Source organism: Citrobacter sp. B72 (assembly GCF_016894305.1).
In the GTDB taxonomy this organism is placed as follows: domain Bacteria; phylum Pseudomonadota; class Gammaproteobacteria; order Enterobacterales; family Enterobacteriaceae; genus Citrobacter; species Citrobacter portucalensis.
This window is the reverse complement of record NZ_CP069801.1, coordinates 1,265,591-1,280,208: the sequence shown is the minus strand read 5'-3', so window position 1 is coordinate 1,280,208 and position 14,618 is coordinate 1,265,591. Positions and strand designations below refer to the sequence as shown.

Annotated in this window: 13 protein-coding genes, 1 rRNA gene and 1 other annotated feature; of the genes, 8 read left to right on the top strand and 6 right to left on the bottom strand. The window is 50.9% G+C overall.

Going from position 1 to position 14,618, the window contains the following annotated elements; genetic code table 11:
- Nucleotides 1–48: 48 nt before the first annotated feature.
- The 4 genes from JQN59_RS06000 to rluD all read right to left on the bottom strand — a co-directional run bounded on the left by JQN59_RS06000 (nucleotide 49) and on the right by rluD (nucleotide 6,445).
- Nucleotides 49–1,590 (bottom strand): 16S ribosomal RNA (locus JQN59_RS06000).
- Nucleotides 1,591–2,033: 443 nt separating this feature from the next.
- Entirely contained in the window at nucleotides 2,034–4,607 is a 2,574-nt protein-coding gene (gene clpB / locus JQN59_RS05995) for an ATP-dependent chaperone ClpB (protein WP_020996274.1), read from the bottom strand.
- A 129-nt stretch (nucleotides 4,608–4,736) separates the two neighbouring features.
- Complete coding sequence (gene yfiH / locus JQN59_RS05990) at nucleotides 4,737–5,468, bottom strand: purine nucleoside phosphorylase YfiH (protein WP_008785512.1); 732 nt, start codon at nucleotides 5,466–5,468, stop codon at nucleotides 4,737–4,739.
- The gene (rluD, locus tag JQN59_RS05985) at nucleotides 5,465–6,445 is read right to left on the bottom strand and encodes a 23S rRNA pseudouridine(1911/1915/1917) synthase RluD (protein ID WP_103015414.1); all 981 of its coding nucleotides are present in this window, start codon (nucleotides 6,443–6,445) and stop codon (nucleotides 5,465–5,467) included. The genes yfiH and rluD overlap by 4 nt, the downstream gene beginning before the upstream one ends.
- A 131-nt stretch (nucleotides 6,446–6,576) precedes the next feature.
- Between rluD and bamD the strand changes: the two genes are divergently transcribed.
- From bamD to pheA, 4 genes are all read left to right on the top strand, one after another.
- Nucleotides 6,577–7,314, top strand: a complete 738-nt coding sequence (bamD, locus tag JQN59_RS05980) for an outer membrane protein assembly factor BamD (protein WP_003826460.1) — start codon at nucleotides 6,577–6,579, stop codon at nucleotides 7,312–7,314.
- 269 nt (nucleotides 7,315–7,583) lie between these two features.
- The gene (gene raiA / locus JQN59_RS05975) at nucleotides 7,584–7,922 is read left to right on the top strand and encodes a ribosome-associated translation inhibitor RaiA (RefSeq protein ID WP_003031244.1); all 339 of its coding nucleotides are present in this window, start codon (nucleotides 7,584–7,586) and stop codon (nucleotides 7,920–7,922) included.
- Between the two features lie 102 nt (nucleotides 7,923–8,024).
- Nucleotides 8,025–8,150, top strand: a sequence feature (Phe leader region).
- Nucleotides 8,026–8,073, top strand: a complete 48-nt coding sequence (gene pheL / locus JQN59_RS05970; RefSeq protein ID WP_100250063.1) for a pheA operon leader peptide PheL — start codon at nucleotides 8,026–8,028, stop codon at nucleotides 8,071–8,073. It overlaps the preceding feature by 48 nt.
- A 22-nt stretch (nucleotides 8,151–8,172) precedes the next feature.
- Nucleotides 8,173–9,333, top strand: a complete 1,161-nt coding sequence (gene pheA / locus JQN59_RS05965) for a bifunctional chorismate mutase/prephenate dehydratase (RefSeq protein WP_003826458.1) — start codon at nucleotides 8,173–8,175, stop codon at nucleotides 9,331–9,333.
- Nucleotides 9,334–9,429: 96 nt separating this feature from the next.
- Here pheA and tyrA read toward each other — a convergent pair whose 3' ends face one another.
- Together tyrA and aroF are read right to left on the bottom strand one after the other, a co-directional pair.
- A complete protein-coding gene (tyrA, locus tag JQN59_RS05960) occupies nucleotides 9,430–10,551 on the bottom strand; it encodes a bifunctional chorismate mutase/prephenate dehydrogenase (protein WP_003826456.1) in 1,122 nt (373 codons plus the stop codon).
- 10 nt (nucleotides 10,552–10,561) lie between these two features.
- The gene (aroF, locus tag JQN59_RS05955) at nucleotides 10,562–11,632 is read right to left on the bottom strand and encodes a 3-deoxy-7-phosphoheptulonate synthase AroF (RefSeq protein ID WP_003031241.1); all 1,071 of its coding nucleotides are present in this window, start codon (nucleotides 11,630–11,632) and stop codon (nucleotides 10,562–10,564) included.
- Between the two features lie 215 nt (nucleotides 11,633–11,847).
- Here aroF and JQN59_RS05950 point away from each other — a divergent pair, with 215 nt between their 5' ends.
- From JQN59_RS05950 to JQN59_RS05935, 4 genes are all read left to right on the top strand, one after another.
- Complete coding sequence (locus tag JQN59_RS05950) at nucleotides 11,848–12,222, top strand: DUF2799 domain-containing protein (protein ID WP_008785516.1); 375 nt, start codon at nucleotides 11,848–11,850, stop codon at nucleotides 12,220–12,222.
- A 158-nt stretch (nucleotides 12,223–12,380) separates the two neighbouring features.
- Complete coding sequence (locus JQN59_RS05945; protein ID WP_003826451.1) at nucleotides 12,381–12,899, top strand: YfiR family protein; 519 nt, start codon at nucleotides 12,381–12,383, stop codon at nucleotides 12,897–12,899.
- Nucleotides 12,892–14,118 (top strand): diguanylate cyclase DgcN, encoded by a 1,227-nt coding sequence (gene dgcN / locus JQN59_RS05940; RefSeq protein WP_003826449.1) that lies wholly within the window; start codon nucleotides 12,892–12,894, stop codon nucleotides 14,116–14,118. The genes JQN59_RS05945 and dgcN overlap by 8 nt, the downstream gene beginning before the upstream one ends.
- Nucleotides 14,119–14,130: 12 nt before the next feature.
- A complete protein-coding gene (locus tag JQN59_RS05935) occupies nucleotides 14,131–14,613 on the top strand; it encodes an OmpA family protein (RefSeq protein WP_003826447.1) in 483 nt (160 codons plus the stop codon).
- The last annotated feature ends 5 nt before the right edge of the window (nucleotides 14,614–14,618 follow it).

Sequence of the window (14,618 nt, the reverse complement as noted above, 5' to 3'; positions counted from 1 at the left end):
TTTCATCAGACAATCTGTGTGAGCACTACAAAGGCAGGTTCTTTAAGGTAAGGAGGTGATCCAACCGCAGGTTCCCCTACGGTTACCTTGTTACGACTTCACCCCAGTCATGAATCACAAAGTGGTAAGCGCCCTCCCGAAGGTTAAGCTACCTACTTCTTTTGCAACCCACTCCCATGGTGTGACGGGCGGTGTGTACAAGGCCCGGGAACGTATTCACCGTGGCATTCTGATCCACGATTACTAGCGATTCCGACTTCATGGAGTCGAGTTGCAGACTCCAATCCGGACTACGACATACTTTATGAGGTCCGCTTGCTCTCGCGAGGTCGCTTCTCTTTGTATATGCCATTGTAGCACGTGTGTAGCCCTACTCGTAAGGGCCATGATGACTTGACGTCATCCCCACCTTCCTCCAGTTTATCACTGGCAGTCTCCTTTGAGTTCCCGGCCTAACCGCTGGCAACAAAGGATAAGGGTTGCGCTCGTTGCGGGACTTAACCCAACATTTCACAACACGAGCTGACGACAGCCATGCAGCACCTGTCTCAGAGTTCCCGAAGGCACCAAAGCATCTCTGCTAAGTTCTCTGGATGTCAAGAGTAGGTAAGGTTCTTCGCGTTGCATCGAATTAAACCACATGCTCCACCGCTTGTGCGGGCCCCCGTCAATTCATTTGAGTTTTAACCTTGCGGCCGTACTCCCCAGGCGGTCGACTTAACGCGTTAGCTCCGGAAGCCACGCCTCAAGGGCACAACCTCCAAGTCGACATCGTTTACGGCGTGGACTACCAGGGTATCTAATCCTGTTTGCTCCCCACGCTTTCGCACCTGAGCGTCAGTCTTTGTCCAGGGGGCCGCCTTCGCCACCGGTATTCCTCCAGATCTCTACGCATTTCACCGCTACACCTGGAATTCTACCCCCCTCTACAAGACTCTAGCCTGCCAGTTTCGGATGCAGTTCCCAGGTTGAGCCCGGGGATTTCACATCCGACTTGACAGACCGCCTGCGTGCGCTTTACGCCCAGTAATTCCGATTAACGCTTGCACCCTCCGTATTACCGCGGCTGCTGGCACGGAGTTAGCCGGTGCTTCTTCTGCGAGTAACGTCAATCGCTGCGGTTATTAACCACAACGCCTTCCTCCTCGCTGAAAGTACTTTACAACCCGAAGGCCTTCTTCATACACGCGGCATGGCTGCATCAGGCTTGCGCCCATTGTGCAATATTCCCCACTGCTGCCTCCCGTAGGAGTCTGGACCGTGTCTCAGTTCCAGTGTGGCTGGTCATCCTCTCAGACCAGCTAGGGATCGTCGCCTAGGTGAGCCGTTACCCCACCTACTAGCTAATCCCATCTGGGCACATCCGATGGCAAGAGGCCCGAAGGTCCCCCTCTTTGGTCTTGCGACGTTATGCGGTATTAGCTACCGTTTCCAGTAGTTATCCCCCTCCATCGGGCAGTTTCCCAGACATTACTCACCCGTCCGCCACTCGTCACCCAAGGAGCAAGCTCCTCTGTGCTACCGTTCGACTTGCATGTGTTAGGCCTGCCGCCAGCGTTCAATCTGAGCCATGATCAAACTCTTCAATTTAAAAGTTTGATGCTCAATGAATTAAACTTCGTAATGAATTACGTGTTCACTCGTTGAGACTTGGTATTCATTTTTCGTCTTGCGACGTTAAGAATCCGTATCTTCGAGTGCCCACACAGATTGTCTGATAAATTGTTAAAGAGCAGTGCCGCTTCGCTTTTTCTCAGCGGCGCGGGGTGTGCATATTACGCCATCCCGCTACGAAGTCAAGCATTTAATTTCGCTTTCTTCGCCGGAGTTCTCAGTGGAACCCCGCTGACCCGGCGGCTTGTAATCCGTTGTTCCGTGTCAGTGGAGGCGCATTATAGGGAGTTATTTCAGGCTGACAAGTTAAAAATATAAAAAACTTATCAAGCGATTACTTTTCAATCAACACATCCATTTCTGCCTGGATTTTAAACAAAAACGAGCCCCGCAGGGCCCGTTTATTGTTGTTTTGTGACTTACTGCACTGCCACTATGCGATCGTCATTCACTTCCAGACGAATCGTTTTGCCTGGAATCAGTTCACCAGACAGAATTTGCTGCGCCAGCGGGTTTTCGATCTGCTGCTGGATAGCACGTTTCAATGGACGCGCGCCATACACCGGATCGTAACCATTCGCGCTCAGCAGTTTAAGCGCCTCGTCAGAAATATGTATTTCATAGCCACGCTCTTCCAGACGTTTGTACAGACGCTGCAACTGGATCTGAGCAATAGAAGCAATGTGCTGCTCACCCAGCGGATGGAATACGACAACCTCATCTATACGGTTGATGAATTCCGGGCGGAAGTTATGGCTCACGACGCCCAGCACCATATCTTTCATATGACCGTAATCCAACTCACCGAAGCGTTCCTGGATCAGATCGGACCCCAGGTTCGAGGTCATGATGACAACCGTATTACGGAAGTCGACCGTTCTCCCCTGTCCGTCAGTCAGACGACCATCATCAAGCACCTGCAGCAGAATGTTGAACACATCCGGATGCGCTTTCTCCACTTCATCCAACAAGATGACGGAGTAAGGACGACGACGTACTGCTTCCGTCAGATACCCACCTTCTTCATAACCGACATATCCCGGAGGTGCCCCGACCAAACGAGACACGGAGTGTTTCTCCATAAACTCGGACATATCGATACGCACCATTGCATCGTCACTGTCGAACATAAAGTTTGCCAGCGCTTTGCACAGTTCGGTTTTACCGACACCGGTTGGACCAAGGAACAGGAATGAACCAATCGGACGATTCGGATCGGACAAGCCCGCGCGGCTACGACGAATGGCATTAGAAACGGCTTCCACCGCTTCGTTCTGACCAATCACGCGGCTGTGCAGCTCCTGCTCCATACGCAACAGTTTTTCTCGTTCGCCTTCCAGCATGCGAGCAACAGGGATCCCCGTCCAGCGCGCCAGCACTTCCGCAATTTCTGCGTCGGTGACTTTATTGCGCAGCAGACGCATGGTTTTGCCTTCAGACTGGGTGGCTGCTTCCAGCTGTTTTTCCAGTTCAGGAATTTTGCCGTACTGCAGTTCAGACATCCGCGCCAGGTCGCCAACGCGGCGCGCCTGTTCGATGGCGATTTTTGCCTGCTCCAGCTCAGCCTTGATAGTTTGCGTTCCCGAGAGGGAAGCTTTTTCAGCTTTCCACTCTTCCTCTAACTCAGAATACTGGCGTTCTTTGTCGTCCAGCTCTTCGTTGAGCATATCGAGACGTTTTTTACTTGCCTCATCAGACTCTTTCATTAATGCCTGCTGTTCCAGTTTGAGCTGGATAATACGGCGGTCGAGTCTGTCGAGTTCCTCCGGCTTGGAGTCAATCTGCATACGAATGCTGGATGCCGCTTCATCAATAAGGTCGATAGCTTTATCCGGCAACTGACGATCGGCAATATAGCGATGAGACAGCGTAGCAGCCGCAACAATCGCCGGGTCAGTAATCTGCACATGATGGTGCAGTTCATAACGTTCTTTCAGGCCACGCAAGATTGCGATGGTGTCTTCCACTGAAGGTTCAGCCACAAACACTTTCTGGAAACGACGTTCCAGCGCCGCATCTTTTTCGATGTACTGGCGATACTCATCAAGCGTTGTTGCGCCTACGCAGTGCAGTTCCCCGCGAGCCAGTGCTGGTTTCAGCATGTTCCCGGCGTCCATTGCGCCATCGGCTTTACCCGCCCCAACCATGGTATGCAATTCGTCGATAAACAGAATGACGTTGCCTTCCTGTTTCGAGAGATCGTTCAGCACACCTTTTAAACGTTCTTCGAACTCACCACGATATTTGGCCCCAGCCACCAGCGCGCCCATATCCAGCGCCAGTACACGACGGCCTTTTAAGCCTTCCGGCACTTCACCATTGATGATGCGTTGGGCCAGCCCTTCAACGATGGCGGTTTTACCGACACCGGGTTCACCGATTAACACCGGGTTATTTTTAGTACGACGTTGCAGCACCTGAATGGTACGGCGAATTTCTTCATCACGGCCGATGACCGGATCGAGTTTGCCCTGTTCGGCACGTTCAGTCAGATCGACGGTATATTTTTTCAAGGCCTGACGTTGGTCTTCAGCCCCCTGGTCATTCACGCTTTCACCTCCACGCATTTGTTCAATTGCCTGAGTGATATTGGCGGTCGTCGCGCCTGCTGATTTTAATAAGTCGGTCAGCGTACCGCGTGACTCAAGCGCCGCCAGAACGAACAGTTCTGACGAAATAAAGTTGTCCCCACGTTTTTGCGCCAGCTTGTCGCAAAGATTCAGTACACGCACCAGTTCCTGAGAAGGCTGCACATCGCCACCGGTACCTTCTACCTGTGGCAAACGGCTCAAAGCCTGGTCAATGGCTGTACGTAACTGGCCAGCATTAATGCCAGCAGACGTTAATAAAGGACGTACCGATCCCCCTTCCTGATTCAGCAAGGCGCTCATTAGATGAAGTGGTTCGATGAATTGATTGTCGTGCCCCAATGCGAGTGACTGGGCATCGGCAAGAGCAAGCTGGAATTTATTAGTAAGACGATCCAGACGCATAACTCCTCCCATAACAGGTCAAAATTGCTACTGGAGATTAAATGAGGTCATCCCTCAATTATTCAAGGTGAATGACCTGAATTATGTGAAAAGAAAATTACACGTACCGGATCGTCTTGATTCTTTAGGTTATATCAGCCAAATAAAACTTGCCATACGACCCGTGGTATTGTCGCGACGATAAGAGAAGAACGTCTCACTTTCGCTGAAGGTGCAACGGTCGCCGCCGTGGATGTTCTCGACTCCGACACTGGAAAGACGCTGGCGCGCAAGCTGGTAGATATCCGCCAGATACTTATCGCCGCGCGGTACAAATGCAAGGTCCGCTTGCGGATCTTTCGTCATGAACGCCTCGCGGACTTCTGGTCCAACTTCAAACGCGTTTGGACCTATCGCCGGGCCTAGCCAGGCAATAATGTTTTCAGGTTTGTCGGCAAAACACGCCACCGTCTCTTCCAGCACGCCGGCGCATAATCCGCGCCAACCCGCATGGGCCGCAGCAACTTCCGTTCCGGCACGATTGCAAAACAACACCGGCAAACAATCAGCGGTCATCACCGCACACACGGTGCCCGGCGTGTTGCTGTACGACGCATCTGCGCGTTTGCAGGCGTAAGGCTCGCCGGTCAGTTTCAGGACATCCTTACCGTGGACCTGCTCCAGCCAGACTGGCTTTGACGGCAGATTGCCCGCAGCAAACAGTCGTTTGCGGTTCTCTTCAACATGCTCCGGGTTATCGCCGCAATGGGCGCCCAGATTCAGCGAATCGTAAGGCGGCATACTGACTCCGCCAATACGGGTAGAACTACACGCCGCGACACCTTGCGGTATCGGCCACTGCGGGACAATTAGCTTACTCATAGCCAGGCAATATCATCCTTATGTTCTTCGAAATCAGCGCGCATCACTTCAATCAACTGCACCATATCTTGTGGGATCGGCGCATGCCATTCCATTTCGATACCGGAAATCGGGTGATACAAACGCAGCATGGTCGCGTGCAGCGCTTGACGGTCGAACTTACGCAGTACGGAGATAAATTCGTCAGAAGCGCCTTTCGGTGGACGTGGACGACCGCCGTAAACCTGATCGCCCACCAGCGGATGAGTGATATGTGCCATGTGCACGCGGATCTGGTGCGTACGTCCGGTTTCCAGACGCAACCGCAGACGCGTGTGCACACGGAAGTGTTCCATAATGCGATAGTGCGTTACCGCCGGTTTCCCCATTGGGTGTACCGCCATGTGCGTACGCTTGGTCGGGTGACGGCTAATCGGTTCCTCAACGGTTCCGCCAGCAGTCATGTGGCCAATTGCCACAGCTTCGTACTCACGGGTAATTTCGCGCAGCTGCAACGACTCCACCAAACGTGTTTGCGCCGGAACCGTTTTTGCCACCACCATTAATCCGGTCGTGTCTTTATCCAGACGGTGCACGATACCTGCACGAGGAACATCCGCGATTGGCGGGTAGTAATGCAGTAACGCATTCAATACCGTACCATCGGGATTCCCGGCGCCCGGATGCACTACAAGGTCACGGGGTTTGTTGATGACAAGAATGTCGTCATCTTCATAAACGATATCCAGTGGGATATCCTGAGGTTCAAAACGAACCTCTTCATCAATTTCTGCATTGATGGAGACACGCTCTCCACCCAACACTTTTTCTTTCGGTTTATCGCAAAGTTGGCCATTTACCAGTACGCGCTGGTCGAGGATCCATTCTTTTATGCGCGATCGCGAATAATCAGGGAACAATTCGGCCAAAGCCTGATCTAAGCGTTGACCGAGCTGATTTTCGGAGACTGTTGCGGTGAGTTCTACTCGTTGTGCCATAAACTGCTTCTTCGTTTAACGTTGGGTTTTACGGCTTTGCCGTTTAATATAGTGTGCTATTGTAGCTGGTCTTAACCGGGAGCAGGAACAGAGAATCTCCCGTATTACATTTTGAGGAAAGTCAAAACGTCATGACGCGCATGAAATATCTGGTGGCAGCAGCCACGTTGAGCCTGTTTTTGGCGGGTTGCTCTGGTTCAAAGGAAGAGGTGCCCGATAATCCGCCAAATGAAATCTACGCGACTGCTCAGCAAAAGCTGCAGGACGGTAACTGGAAACAGGCAATAACGCAATTGGAAGCGTTGGATAACCGTTATCCATTTGGACCGTATTCTCAGCAGGTGCAATTAGATCTCATCTACGCCTACTACAAAAACGCCGATCTGCCACTTGCTCAGGCTGCCATCGATCGTTTTATCCGTCTTAACCCGACACACCCTAACATTGATTATGTCATGTATATGCGTGGCCTGACCAATATGGCGTTGGATGATAGCGCACTGCAAGGATTCTTTGGTGTTGATCGTAGCGATCGCGATCCGCAACATGCCCGAGCTGCGTTTAATGACTTTTCCAAACTGGTGCGTGGGTATCCGAATAGCCAGTACACCACTGACGCCACCAAACGTCTGGTGTTCCTGAAAGACCGCCTGGCGAAGTATGAATACTCCGTTGCAGAATACTACACTGCCCGCGGCGCATGGGTTGCCGTGGTAAACCGTGTGGAAGGCATGCTGCGCGACTACCCGGATACTCAGGCAACACGTAATGCCCTGCCGTTGATGGAAAACGCTTATCGCCAGATGCAGATGAATGCGCAGGCTGAAAAAGTCGCGAAAATCATTGCCGCCAACAGCAGCAATACCTGATTTGCCTCAGAATGCAAAACGGCAGCCCAAGGGCTGCCGTTTTTTTATCCGTTAACGCCACAACTGAAGCGGTTTAGCTCCGACGCATCCCATCAAATATGGCCTGCTTTCAGGTATTCCTCAAGTAAAAAATCGCCTGTTCCTGCGGTGCCTCACAAAAAGGTTTTCTTGACAAAAAGCGACAAAATAATGTGATTCGTATCACACATTTTGACATTAGGAACGGTATGCTGGAATCACCAAGACGGGAAAGACAAGAGGTAAAATTTATGACAATGAACATTACCAGTAAACAAATGGAAATTACTCCGGCAATTCGCCAGCATGTCGCAGACCGTCTCGCCAAACTAGAAAAATGGCAAACTCATCTGATTAATCCACATATCATTCTGTCTAAGGAGCCACAGGGTTTCATTGCTGATGCCACCATCAATACACCGAACGGACATCTGGTCGCCAGCGCAAAACACGAGGATATGTACACAGCAATTAACGATTTGATCAACAAGCTGGAACGGCAGCTCAATAAAGTGCAGCACAAAGGCGAAGCCCGTCGTGCAACAACTTCAGTCAAAGACGCCAACTTCGTCGAAGCAGAAGAAGAGTAGTCCCTTACATTGAGTGTATCGCCAACGCGCCTTCGGGCGCGTTTTTTGTTGACAGGGTGAAAACAGTACGGGTACTTTACTGACGTAGCCAAAGGAAAATTACATGAAACTTGTCCCGTTCTTCTTCGCATTCTTTTTTACCTTCCCCTGAATGGGAGGCGTTTCGTCGTGTGATAAAGAATGCGAAGACGAACAATAAGGCCTCCCACAACGGGAGGCCTTTTTTATTGATAACAAGAAAGGCAACACTATGACATCGGAAAACCCATTGCTGGCGCTGCGCGATAAGATCAGCACGCTGGATGAAAAATTACTGGCCCTGCTGGCTGAGCGACGTGGACTGGCCGTAGAAGTTGGTAAAGCCAAACTGCTTTCGCATCGTCCGGTTCGTGATATCGACCGTGAACGTGACCTTTTGGACCGACTCATTCAGCTTGGCAAAGCACATCATCTTGATGCTCACTACATTACTCGCCTGTTCCAGCTCATAATCGAAGACTCCGTCCTGACTCAACAGGCACTGCTCCAGCAGCACCTGAACAAAATTAACCCACACTCCGCGCGCGTGGCCTTCCTTGGGCCAAAAGGGTCATATTCTCACCTCGCAGCACGTCAATACGCTGCCCGCCATTTTGAACAATTTATTGAAAGCGGCTGCGCAAAATTTGCCGATATCTTTAATCAGGTCGAAACCGGACAGGCTGACTATGCTGTGGTACCGATTGAAAACACCAGCTCCGGTGGGATTAACGACGTTTACGACCTGCTGCAGCACACCAGCCTGTCTATCGTTGGCGAGATGACCATTACGATAGACCACTGTGTACTGGTGTCTGGCACGACGGATCTTGAGACCATTGAAACGGTATATAGCCATCCGCAGCCGTTCCAGCAGTGCAGCAAGTTCCTGAATCGCTACCCGCACTGGAAGATTGAGTACACTGAAAGTACCTCTGCGGCGATGGAAAAAGTTGCGCAGGCTAACTCACCGCGCGTGGCGGCCCTGGGGAGCGAAGCCGGAGGCGTACTGTATGGATTGCAGGTTCTCGAGCATATTGAGGCTAACCAGTCGCAAAACATCACCCGCTTCGTGGTGCTGGCACGCAAAGCAATCAATGTTTCCGATCAGGTTCCGGCAAAAACAACCCTGTTGATGGCAACAGGACAACAGGCCGGTGCGCTGGTTGAGGCGCTGCTGGTACTGCGTAACCATAATCTGATTATGACTAAACTGGAGTCACGCCCGATTCACGGCAATCCGTGGGAAGAGATGTTTTATCTTGATATCCAGGCCAACCTGGAATCGCCCCAGATGCAAAAAGCATTGAAAGAGCTGGGTGAGATTACGCGTTCGATGAAAGTACTGGGATGCTATCCAAGTGAGAACGTGGTGCCAGTCGATCCGAGCTAACGTTTGACAATGCCGGATGGCGCTACGCTTATCCGGCCTACGGTTCATACGATTTTTGAAGGCCGGATAAGGCGAAGCCGCCATCCGGCATCTTAATTAAGGACGGCTGTCATTCGCCTGGCGTAACAAAGTACGGCTTTCACTCTGGAAGCGTTTCGCATAATCGCCAAACCAATGCTCCACCTTACGGAAACTGTCGATAAACGCTTGCTTATCGCCCTGCTCCAGTAAACCGATCGCCTCGCCAAAACGTTGGTAGTAGCGTTTAATCAGCGCAAGGTTGCTCTCAGACGACATAATAATATCGGCATAGAGCTGCGGATCCTGGGCAAACAGACGGCCAACCATCGCCAGTTCAAGGCGGTAAATCGGCGAAGAGAGCGCCAGCAGCTGCTCCAGTTGAACGTTCTCTTCCGCTAAATGCAGACCGTAAGCAAAGGTCGCAAAGTGACGCAGTGCCTGAATAAACGCCATGTTCTGGTCATGTTCAACGGCGCTAATCCGATGTAGTCGCGCACCCCATACCTGAATCTGTTCCAGAAACCACTGATAAGCTTCCGGCTGACGTCCGTCACACCAAACGACGACCTGCTTGGCCAGACTGCCGCTGTCCGGACCAAACATTGGGTGTAACCCCACAACCGGGCCATCATGTGCAGCCAGCATCGCCTGTAAAGGACCATTTTTCACCGAAGCCAGATCCACCAGGATGCAGTCAGACGGCAGACGAGGTAGTTTGGCGATCACCTGCTCGGTGACGTGGATCGGCACGCTGACGATCACCATGCCGGCATCAGAGACGATCTCCGGCGCGCGATCCCAGTCCTGCTGTTCCAGGATCCGCACCTGGTAACCTGACAGGGTGAGCATTTTTTCGAACAGACGCCCCATCTGACCGCCGCCGCCGACAATCACCACCGGCCGCAGAGAAGGACAAAGCGTTTTAAACCCTTTGTCGTTCTCACTGGAGTAGGACTCACGCATAACGCGGCGTAGCACATCTTCAATCAGGTCCGGCGGCACGCCAAGGGCTTCCGCTTCCGCGCGACGAGAGGCCAGCATAGAGGCTTCCCGCTCCGGCACGTAGATCGGCAGCCCAAAGCGGCTTTTTACTTCACCTACTTCGGCAACCAGCTCCAGGCGGCGTGCCAGTAAATCCAGCAACGCCTTGTCGACTTCATCAATTTGATCGCGTAATGCGGTCAATTCAGCAACCATAACCAACCTCTTATGCTACACGCGCCGACAGCTGGCCGTTTAAATCCTGGCTAATTTCACGCAGCAGCGCATCCGTCATTTCCCAGCTAATGCAGGCGTCAGTTACGGATACGCCGTATTTCATTTCGCTGCGCGGCTGTTCGGAAGACTGGTTGCCTTCGTGAATATTACTTTCAATCATCAAGCCAATGATCGAGCGATTGCCATCTTTGATTTGTGCAATCACGGATTCAGCCACGGCAGGCTGACGGCGGTAATCTTTATTAGAATTACCATGACTGCAATCTACCATCAGAGAAGGTCGTAGTCCCGCCTGCTCCATCTCTTTTTCGCACTGGGCGACATCTGCCGGGCTGTAGTTCGGCGCTTTACCTCCGCGCAAGATCACGTGACCGTCCGGATTCCCCTGTGTTTGCAGCAGTGCAACCTGCCCGGCCTGGTTAATACCGACAAAGCGGTGCGACTGCGCGGCCGCGCGCATGGCGTTAATGGCGGTCGCCAGGCTACCGTCGGTACCATTCTTAAAGCCAACCGGCATCGAAAGACCGGAAGCCATTTCACGGTGAGTCTGCGATTCCGTAGTACGGGCACCGATTGCGGACCAGCTAAACAGATCGCCCAGGTATTGCGGGCTATTTGGATCCAGCGCTTCAGTTGCCAGCGGCAGTCCCATATTTACCAGTTCAAGCAGCAGCTGACGCGCAATTTTCAGACCTGCTTCAACATCAAAAGAGCCATCCATATGAGGATCGTTAATTAACCCTTTCCAGCCGACAGTGGTACGGGGTTTTTCAAAATAGACGCGCATCACCAGGTAGAGGCTATCGCTGACCTCTGCGGCAAGGGCTTTAAATCGACGAGCATACTCAATCGCCATTTCAGGATCGTGAATGGAGCATGGGCCACATACGACCAGCAGGCGCGGATCGCGACCGGAGATAATATCTGAGATGGTTTTACGCGACTGGGCGATTTGCGCCTCTTGCTCCTGGCTCAGCGGAAATTCAGCTTTCAGCTGCTCCGGAGTCATCAGAACCTGTTCGTCGGTAATATGTACGTTGTTCAGCGCGTCTTTTTGCATGATGGTGATCCTGTTTAGCTCGTTTGCGATAGTTGATCCTCAGCGAGGAGGAAATAACGATATCACAACAGGTAAAGATTTCAATCCACAATCCGTAAATTTTAATTTACATAGTGTTATTTTAAGGCAAAAACAGCCCTTATGAATGTACATTTAAATTTACACCACCGAGTTTTCAGATCCACTATGCTTAAAAAAACGAAGGAGCACAGGCAATGAAGCAACTCATCAGCATCTTGTTTCTATTACTTCTTAGCGGATGTCAGATAGACCCCTACACCCATGCCCCTACCTGGACTGGTACCGACTGGTACGACGCCGGGATACAAGATGCCATTTCGGGTTATGCCGTTAAAGATAATGAAACGCTTGCCGACAACTACAATGACCCCGACGTCGATCGTACGGAATACCTTAAGGGTTACGCCGAGGGACAACGTAAAACCTGCCAGCAGGATTTTGTTTATGCCAGAGGCCTGACCGGGAAAACTTTTCCGCCCAGTTGCGATACTGTCGAAAATGTTGACCAGTTACACAGCGCCTGGCAGCAAGGGGCAAACGAGGGTGCTGCCTCGATAAGGTTAAATTAAACAATGGCTTATATTTTATAAACCATTAGGATTTAACTTAAATCACCAATAGCATTATTCCAGGAATAATGACGGCTTAGGAAAATAATGTTATTTTGTTGCAAACAATCTTGAATGTATTTCGACGTTTTACAGCAAACGCTGGTAGGTAACTATTCATGAGCTATTCTTACCGACTCATACTTCTACTGGCACTGCTCCTGACCGGATTACCGCTGTATGCCCAAAGCGTTACGGAAGAAGCAAAATCGGTACGCGCTATGGTTTCCGGCATCGTCAGTTATACACGCTGGCCTGCACTTTCCGGGCCCCCAAAACTGTGTATTTTCTCTTCATCGCGTTTTTCCAGTGTCCTGAAAGATACCAGTGCAGGCGCATTACCCTATCTTCCCGTCATCATCCGTACGGAACAAGAAATATTAGTTTCGCAGTGTGACGGTTTTTATTTTGGAAAAGAATCCCCTACTTATCAGGTGGAATTAAAGAATAAATATCCGACTAAGGCATTGTTATTAATTGCTGAACAGAACCCCGAATGCGTTATTGGCAGCGCCTTTTGCCTCATAATTAAAGACGAAGATGTGAGATTTTCCGTAAATATGGATTCCCTTTCACGCAGCGGCGTAAGGGTCAGTCCAGACGTATTGATGCTTGCACGGAATAATAAGCATGGATAAGGGCCATTCTCCCATAGCACGCCCGACGTTTAAGCGAACATTACGGCGTATCAGCATAATCAGCGTTCTGGTAACCATGATGCTGATCTGGCTGCTGCTCAGCATTTCTTCCGTGCTGGCATTAAGACAGTATGCGCAAAAGAATCTGGATCTGACTGCCGCTACCATGACCCGTACGCTCGAAGCTGCATTAGTCTTTTCTGATAGTGTTGCCGCAACTGAAACGCTGGCGGCACTGGGTCAGCAGGGGCAATTTTCCGTTGCAGAAGTTCGTAATAAAAACCAGAAGGTGATCGCCACCTGGCGCTATAACGCGCAGGATACGACTGAAAAGATCAGCGGGATGATCAGCCACTGGCTGTTCCCACAACCGGTCACTCAGCCGATTTTGCATAATGGCAACGTCATCGGCGAAGTACGATTGACTGCGCGCGATAGCGTTATCAGTCATTTCATCTATTTGTCGCTGGCCGTCCTTACCGGGTGCATTCTGTTGGCATCCGGTATTGCATTAATGCTCACTCGCTATTTACACAATGGCGTTGTGGATGCACTGCAAAACATTACCGAGGTGGTACATGATGTTCGTACCAACCGTAACTTTTCACGGCGCGTATCAGAGGAACGCATTGAAGAGTTTCATCTCTTTGCCCTGGACTTTAATAGTCTGCTGGACGAGATGGAGGAGTGGCAACTTAAACTGCAGGCAAAAAACGCTCAGCTGTTGCGTACTGCACTACATGATCCTCTGACGGGTCTGGCAAATCGCGCCGCATTTCGCAGCAGCATAAATGCCCTAATGAATGATGATGCCGCCCACAGCAGCTCGGCATTGTTATTCCTTGATGGCGACAATTTTAAATTTATTAATGATACCTGGGGCCACGCAGCGGGGGATCGGGTCCTGATTGAAGTCGCAAAAAGGTTATCCGAGTTTGGGGGAAGTCGCCATTACCCATACAGACTTGGCGGCGATGAGTTCGCTATGGTGCTGTACAGCGTTCATTCTGAATATGAGGTTCAGCGGATCTGCGCGGCACTGTCACAAGAGTTTAACCGACCTTTTGACCTGCATAATGGTCATCTGGCAAGCATGACGCTCAGTATTGGGTTTGCGCTGACGTGGGAACATGCTTCTGCCGAAAAATTACAAGAACTTGCCGATCAAAATATGTATCAGGCTAAACATTTGCGTTCTGAACGCATTATTAAAAAATAAGGAATTACACACATGCTAAAACGTTTATTATCCCCGTTTCTTCTGCTTTTACTGATTCTGGCTGGCTGTCAGGCACCTCAGGGAAAATTTACCCCAGAGCAAATTGCAGCCATGAAATCATACGGATTTACTGAAGCATCAGGAGACTGGTCTCTCGGCCTGTCTGACACTATCCTGTTTGACAAAAATGACTATAAACTCCGTCCTGAAAGTGAAAAACAGATCAAGGAAATGGCATCCAAACTGGCAGCTACCGGGCTAAATCATGCTCGCCTGGATGGTCATACTGATAACTACGGTGAAGACAGCTATAACGAAGCTCTGTCACTCAAACGCGCTAATGTCGTTGCCGATGCCTGGGCGCAGGGCGCTAATATTCCCCGCACCAACCTGACTACTCAGGGACTCGGGAAGAAATATCCCATTGCCAGCAACCAGACATCAAAAGGTCGCGCTGAAAACCGCCGCGTGGCGGTCGTGATCACGACACCATAATCATC

Excerpts from the sequence above, each read along its gene's own strand:
- pheA (WP_003826458.1), top strand. The coding sequence starts at position 8,173 with ATGACATCGGAAAACCCATTGCTGGCGCTGCGCGATAAGATCAGCACG.
- JQN59_RS05935 (WP_003826447.1), top strand. The coding sequence starts at position 14,131 with ATGCTAAAACGTTTATTATCCCCGTTTCTTCTGCTTTTACTGATTCTG.
- clpB (WP_020996274.1), bottom strand. The coding sequence starts at position 4,607 with ATGCGTCTGGATCGTCTTACTAATAAATTCCAGCTTGCTCTTGCCGAT.
- JQN59_RS05950 (WP_008785516.1), top strand. The coding sequence starts at position 11,848 with ATGAAGCAACTCATCAGCATCTTGTTTCTATTACTTCTTAGCGGATGT.
- rluD (WP_103015414.1), bottom strand. The coding sequence starts at position 6,445 with ATGGCACAACGAGTAGAACTCACCGCAACAGTCTCCGAAAATCAGCTC.
- tyrA (WP_003826456.1), bottom strand. The coding sequence starts at position 10,551 with ATGGTTGCTGAATTGACCGCATTACGCGATCAAATTGATGAAGTCGAC.
- raiA (WP_003031244.1), top strand. The coding sequence starts at position 7,584 with ATGACAATGAACATTACCAGTAAACAAATGGAAATTACTCCGGCAATT.
- dgcN (WP_003826449.1), top strand. The coding sequence starts at position 12,892 with ATGGATAAGGGCCATTCTCCCATAGCACGCCCGACGTTTAAGCGAACA.
- aroF (WP_003031241.1), bottom strand. The coding sequence starts at position 11,632 with ATGCAAAAAGACGCGCTGAACAACGTACATATTACCGACGAACAGGTT.
- yfiH (WP_008785512.1), bottom strand. The coding sequence starts at position 5,468 with ATGAGTAAGCTAATTGTCCCGCAGTGGCCGATACCGCAAGGTGTCGCG.
- bamD (WP_003826460.1), top strand. The coding sequence starts at position 6,577 with ATGACGCGCATGAAATATCTGGTGGCAGCAGCCACGTTGAGCCTGTTT.
- JQN59_RS05945 (WP_003826451.1), top strand. The coding sequence starts at position 12,381 with ATGAGCTATTCTTACCGACTCATACTTCTACTGGCACTGCTCCTGACC.